Source organism: Sphingomonas sp. FUKUSWIS1 (genome assembly GCF_000733135.1).
Lineage (GTDB): Bacteria > Pseudomonadota > Alphaproteobacteria > Sphingomonadales > Sphingomonadaceae > Sphingomonas > Sphingomonas aerolata.
Genome location: NZ_JPJC01000229.1, coordinates 62,769 through 69,272 on the forward strand (window position 1 = coordinate 62,769; position 6,504 = coordinate 69,272).

The 6,504-nt window shown below is 66.3% G+C and carries 5 protein-coding genes; 2 read left to right on the top strand and 3 right to left on the bottom strand.

Features of this window, described 5'->3' with window-relative positions; translation table 11 throughout:
- From sphsw_RS13865 to sphsw_RS13875, 3 genes are all read right to left on the bottom strand, one after another.
- Window positions 1-769 (bottom strand): cytochrome c oxidase subunit II (locus sphsw_RS13865; protein ID WP_235188399.1); only part of this gene is annotated, 769 nt, incomplete at its 3' end.
- Window positions 770-887: 118 nt separating this feature from the next.
- Window positions 888-3,803 carry a PAS domain-containing protein gene (locus sphsw_RS13870; protein ID WP_052380943.1) on the bottom strand — a complete coding sequence of 972 codons (2,916 nt, stop codon included), beginning with the start codon at window positions 3,801-3,803 and terminating at the stop codon, window positions 888-890.
- Window positions 3,804-3,927: 124 nt separating this feature from the next.
- Window positions 3,928-4,725, bottom strand: a complete 798-nt coding sequence (locus tag sphsw_RS13875) for an N-formylglutamate amidohydrolase (RefSeq protein WP_031441125.1) — start codon at window positions 4,723-4,725, stop codon at window positions 3,928-3,930.
- Between the two features lie 16 nt (window positions 4,726-4,741).
- On the opposite strand from sphsw_RS13875, the gene sphsw_RS13880 reads away from it, so the two are divergent.
- Both sphsw_RS13880 and sphsw_RS13885 read left to right on the top strand, forming a co-directional pair.
- Window positions 4,742-5,668: a transglutaminase family protein gene (locus sphsw_RS13880; RefSeq protein WP_042467344.1), complete on the top strand. Its 927-nt coding sequence runs from the start codon at window positions 4,742-4,744 to the stop codon at window positions 5,666-5,668.
- Window positions 5,669-5,681: 13 nt separating this feature from the next.
- Window positions 5,682-6,497: a transglutaminase-like domain-containing protein gene (locus sphsw_RS13885; RefSeq protein ID WP_031441127.1), complete on the top strand. Its 816-nt coding sequence runs from the start codon at window positions 5,682-5,684 to the stop codon at window positions 6,495-6,497.
- The last annotated feature ends 7 nt before the right edge of the window (window positions 6,498-6,504 follow it).

Here is a 6,504-nt window from a genome sequence, read left to right on the forward strand (position 1 = left end):
CCGGGCCCACCCCGCGAACGCTGTGGCAGCCGCTGCAGCCATAGCTGGCGAACAGCCTCGCACCGGGCGATGCGGTGACCGTCGCCGGACGCGCCTGCGCGGTGAGCCAGCGCTCGAACGCGGCAGGCTCCATCGCGACGACGTCGAATGCCATCAGCGCATGCCCCAGCCCGCAGAATTCGGCGCAGACGCCGCGATATGTTCCGGCCTTGATCGCGCGGACGACGAGGCGATTGGTGCGGCCGGGGATCATGTCCATCTTGCCAGCAAGCCCCGGCACCCAGAAGCTGTGGATGACGTCGGGGCTGCGCAGCGACAGCTCGACGGTGCGGCCGACGGGGAGGCGGAGTTCGTTCGCCGCCTCGACGACCGCGCCGCCGGGCGGGGCGTACCTTATGCGCCACCAGAATTGTTCGCCATCGACGCCGATCCGCAGGTCGGCATCGGCGACCGGTCGGGGGCGCATCGCGGGCAACGCGTAGAGCAGCAGCGCGAGCAACAGGATCGACGGGCCGATCCCGCCAAGCCACAGGACCATCTTCATCCCGCCCTTGTGGGTCAACCGCCCCTCGGGCGCGCGGATCGCATGCCGCATCAGCAGCGCAAGACCCAGTGCAAGCACGACCGCGCCGACGACCAGCACGATGGTGATCGACAGGACCTGATCGGCCTGTTCACCGAACGGAGCCAGCGTCGACTGGTGCCGGTTGCAGGCGCCAAGCGCCGGCAGACAAGCCCAGACGGAAAGTAAACTTGCCTTCCGCATCATCGCCTTAGCTTCCCCTTTGAGCAGGTCCTCTAGCTGTGGCCGAAACGGCGTTAAACCCCTTAAATGAACTTTCCGTCATGAACTGGCACAACCCGGGCGGGGGGGCCTGGCATGTGGACTAGGGCAGGCGGATGAGATCGCGGATACGGCCGGCCAGCGCGTCGATCGCGAAGGGTTTCGTCATAACGTGCATGCCCGGATCGAGATGGCCGTTGCCGACCACTGCATTCTCGGCATAGCCGGTGATGAAGAGGATCTTGAGGTCCGGACGGCCAACGCGCGCGGCATCCGCCATCTGCCGCCCGTTCATCCCCCCCGGCAAGCCGACATCCGTGACCAGCAGGTCGATGCGCGTGTCGGACTGGAGGATCTTCAGGCCGGCAGGCCCGTCCGCGGCCTCGATCGCCGCATAGCCCAGTTCCTCGAGCACCTCGACGACCAGCATGCGGACGGTGGGTTCGTCGTCGACGATCAGGACGGTCTCGCCACGGATAGCGCGCGGGACCTCGGCAAAATCGGGCTGCGGTTCGTCGTCGTCCGACGGACCGAAATGCCGTGGCAGATAGATGCAGATATTGCTGCCTTCGCCGACCTCCGAATAGATCCGGACCTGTCCGCCCGACTGGCGCGCAAAGCCGTAGATCATCGACAGGCCGAGCCCCGTGCCCAGACCCAAGGGCTTGGTCGTGAAGAACGGATCAAAGGCCTTGGCGACGACCTCGGGGGGCATGCCGGTACCGTTGTCGGACACGCAGAGCGAGACATATTGACCGGGATCGAGATCGCGGTCGCGACCCATCCGCGCGTCGATCCAGCGATTGGCCGTCTCGATCGTCAGCCGCCCGCCCGTGGGCATCGCATCGCGCGCGTTGATGCACAGGTTGAGGATCGCATTTTCAAGCTGGTTGGGATCGACGAGCGTCGGCCACAGCCCGGCGGAGGCGACCACCTCAACAGCGACGTCGGGCCCGACCGTCCGGCGCACGAGCTCCTCCAGCCCGCCGATCAATCGGTTGACGTCGGTCGGCCGGGGGTCGAGCGTCTGCCGCCGCGAAAAGGCCAGCAGGCGGTGGGTCAGCGCCGCGGCACGTTTGGCGGCACCCTGGGCAGCGAGCGAGTAACGCTCGACATCGCCCAGCCGTCCCTGTGCGATGCGGATGCCGAGCAATTCGAGGCTGCCCATGATCCCCGTCAGCAGATTGTTGAAGTCGTGTGCCAGCCCGCCGGTCAGCTGGCCCACGGCTTCCATCTTCTGGCTCTGGCGCAGCGCGGCCTCGACATCCATCAACTCGCGGGTGCGCGCGGCGACCTGATCCTCGAGCGTTTCGGTCCAGGCGAGCAGTTCGGCGGCATGCCGGCGGCCATCGTCGATGTCCGTATTCGTGCCGACCCAGCGCGTGATCTGGCCGCCGATGGTCCGTACCGGCTCCGCGCGAGCAAGAAACCATCGGTAGCCGCCATCAGCACTACGCAACCGGAACTCGGCGGCATAGGTAGTGCCCGTATCACGTGCGGCCTGCCACGTCGTCGCCGTGGCTTCGCGATCGTCGGCGTGAACCAGTGACAGCCAGGTGCCGGATCCGGTTAGAGCGCCGGGCGAGATACCGGCATAATCATAGACCTGCTGATTGACCCAGTAGATCTCGCCATCGGGACGCGCCGCCCAGATCAGGCTAGGCACCGCTTGCGCGAAGACGCGGAACTGCTCTTCACTCTCGCGGAGTGCTGCTTCCGCACGCAGCCGCTCGGTCGCCGCACGCACCCGGTCCGCGACCTCGCGCATAAGCTGGAGTTCCTCGTCCGCCCAGACTCGCGGCTGATCGTGATTGGCATAGAGCAGCGCGACGAACGCATCCTGTTCGAGCAACGGCATGTTGACGAACGACCATGCGCTGATCGCCTTCAGGCCGGCAGCACCCGCAGCGGTGCGCGGGTCGCGCTCGACATCGGCGATCACGACCGTGCGCCCTGCCTTCAAATCCTCGATATAGGACCCATAATCGCGGAACTGCAGCATGCCCGCCAGGGTGCAAGTCCCCGGCGCATTCCAGTCCCGCTCGACGGTGATCGTTTCCGCAAGGGTGTCGATCACACCGTAGCCGACCCGACTGACCTGCAGGGCGTGGCCGAGGATTTCGGCCGCTGCATAGGCGATTGCCGCAGGGTCGGTCAGATCGCGAATCGCATCGCCGAGCGCCAGCAACGCGGTTTGCCGCACGTCGGCGAGCTTGCGGGCGGTGATTTCGAAGCTGATCCCGGGAAAACGTAGCGAAGTCCCGTCGGCCGCGCGCTCGCAGCGGCCCTGCGCGATGACCCAGCGGATCGTCCCGTCGCGCTCGAGCAAGCGATATTCGGCTTCGAAGGGGCCGCCCGATTGGACCGCCGCCTCGATTGCCTGCTCGGTACGCGCGCGGTCGTCCGGATGAATACCTTGAAAGAACGTCGTGATCGGTGCGCCCGCCGCCGCGGCTGCCGGATCCACCCCGTACAGCAGAGCGAACCGGGCATCGGCGGTGACGCGATCCCGGGCGATGTCCCAGTCCCAGGTACCGATCCCGCCGCCGGCCGAAAGCGCCAGCTGCAACCGTTCCTCGGCTTCGCGGGCGAGCGTCTCGGTCCTGCGCCGCTCGGTTACGTCGCTCAGCAGCACGACGATCCTGACCGAGCCCGGCTCGCCAATCCGCGCGACCTGTGCATCATAGCGCCGATCGCCCTGCGCCACGCGCGTCTCGAACCGGGTTGCGTGCCCGGTCCGGGCGATCTCGTCGAACGTCCCGATCCAGTCGCCATCCAGCGCGGGCTGCAGCGCGTGCCAGGTCTGTCCGACCGGATCGCGCAGGCCCGTCTGCCGGAGAAATTGCGCGTTCGTCTCGAGGAACCGGCAATCGACCGCGCGATCGCCGTCGAAGATCAGCTCGACCAGCCCGAAGCCGATATCGATCGCGGCAAACACTTCGCGATGGTCGCCTTCGCCGGGACGTCCCGATACGCGCTGACGGTCGTTCCCGGGGACATTGTTCGGACTCGAGGGCATCGAATTTTCTACTCGCAGGAACACCAACTCGGGTCCGGCATACGATCGGCGACGCAGCCGGCGTCACCGGACCCGGGTCGTCAAACGCGAGACAGGCTGTGGTCGATCCCCGGGAAGTTTGGTGTCATGCGGAACGGACGCGCGCGCTGGCGGATGTCAGAGCGGACGCAACCCGTTCGGACCAGGCAGCACAGCCATCGGGCGCGCCGATCAGGTCCTGGCGGATCTCGATCTCCGCATAGAGGCGCCGTGCCGGATAGGCGTGCCGCGGGATCGTATAATCGATTAAGTCCATCCGATAGGGCTCGTTGTCACCCACCACGAGGTCGGGCTCGCCCGCCAGGACCTCGAGCATCGCGAGGGCGAAGCGCGTGTCGCCGCCATCGTGCAGGATTCCGATATGCCAGGGCCGCAATCCCGCCCCGTCCGCGCCGCGCATCGCCGGGGTGAAGCTGTGCAGCGCAACCAGGATCGTCGGTTGTCCGGCGGCATCCCGGCGTGCGATCTCGGCCGCGATCGCCGCATGATAGGGCGCATGGATCACGGCATATCGCGCGGCTCGATCCGCCTCGCTCAGGTCGCGATTGCCGGGGATCGGCGTGCCGTCGCTGGTCTCGGCGATCGCATCGGGTTGCGTCTCGCTCCGGTTGCAGTCGACGACCAGCCGAGAATAGGTCTGATGGATGAAGACCGCGTCGAGCCGGTTCGCCAGCAACCGTCCGACCTCGCCGACGCCGATGTCCCAGCCGATGTGCCGTTCCAGTTCGGCATCGTCGAGACCGAGCGACCCGAGCGACACGGGCACTGAATTTCCAGCATGATCGCCGATCAGGAGGAACGATGATGCGCCTTTCGGGTTGACGATGACGGTTGGAGGCCTGTCTCCTGCCGCGATCAGCGGTCCCTCGGTCCGGTTGGTCATGCGATACGGATCCTGAATGCCATTTCTCACACTTTCTCACGTGACGAGATACACTTACCGGCAACCGGTAGCATTTGGCGAGCACCGTATCATGGTCCGTCCGCGCGAAAGCCATGACCAGCAGCTGATTTCGGCCGAGCTGACCATAACCCCCGAACCGTCGGAGGTGCGGTGGCTGCACGACGTGTTCGGCAATTCGGTGGCGATCGCGACGTTCGATCGCCGTGCGCGCGAACTCGTGTTCGACAGCCGGGTGCGGCTTGATCACAGCCCCGCCGAACTCGCGACGGTCGATATCGAGCAATACGCACGCTCCTATCCGTTCACCTATTCGTCCGAGGACATGCCCGACCTGTTGCGGTCGATCGAGCGCCAGCATCACGATCCGCACCGCGAGATCGATCGCTGGGCGCGGCGGTTCCTCGATCCCTCGGGGCGGACCGATACGCTGGCGATGCTGTCCGACATGACCGCGGCGATCCGGCGCGACTTCACCTATGTGCCGCGCCCCGAAAAGGGGACGCAGTCGCCGATCGAGACGCTTGCCCGGCGCAAGGGTACCTGCCGCGATTATGCGATGCTGATGATCGAAGCGGCGCGCGCGCTCGGCTTCGCGGCGCGGTTCGTGTCGGGCTATGTCTATAATCCATCGAGCCGCGAGCAGCGGACGGGGGGCGGCAACACGCATGCCTGGGTCCGCATCTATCTGCCGGGATCGGGTTGGGTCGAGTTCGATCCGACCAACGGCATCATCGGCAGTCGCGGGCTGATCCGCGTCGCGATCGCCCGCGACATCTACCAGGCCGTGCCGATCTCGGGAAGCTGGGCGGGCTTCCCCGGCAGCTTCCTCGACATGACCGTCTCAGTCGACATCGCCGTCGACGGTCCGGACGTCGCCCCTACAGCCACAACCCCGCTCGCGCCGCAGCCGGTCCGGGCATGAGAAAGACGACCGCATGCTGATCCGCGCCGGCTATGATATTCGCTTCGAAGCCGATGTTCCGACGCCGCTGATGGCGATGCTGAGCCTTCACCCGTCGCGCAACCGCGATCTGGTCACCCCGCACCGGATCGTCGCAAGCCCCGACGTCCCGATCTACGATTATCTCGACGCGTTCGGGAATGTCTGCACGCGCATGACCGTCCCCGCCGGCGGCCTGACGCTGTCGTGCGACTTCACGATCGAGGATGACGGGCAGCCCGACCCAGTCGATCCCGATGCCGTTCAGCATGCCGTCGAGGATCTGCCGGACGAGATCCTCGTCTTCCTGCTCGGCAGCCGCTATTGCGAGACCGACCGGCTGTCCGAGACCGCTTGGTCGCTCTTCGGGCATGTGCCCTCAGGCTGGGCGCGCGTGCAGGCGATCGTGCAGTTCACGCACGACCATATCGAATTCGGCTATCATCATGCGCGGGCGACCAAGACCGCCTGGGATGCGCATCAGGAACAGCAGGGCGTGTGCCGCGATTTCGCGCATCTCGCGATCACGCTGTGCCGCTGCATGAACATTCCGGCGCGCTATTGCACCGGCTATCTCGGCGATATCGGCATTCCCCCGGTCGATGCGCCGATGGATTTTTCGGCGTGGTTCGACGTCTATCTCGGCGGCCGCTGGCATACGTTTGACGCGCGACACAACCAGCCGCGGATCGGCCGGATCCTGATGGCGCGCGGCCGCGATGCGACCGATGCCGCGCTCACGACGACGTTCGGGCCAGCGCGGCTCGTGGGCTTCGACGTCCACACCGACAGCGTCGACGCGGCGGCTTGAGCCCGCC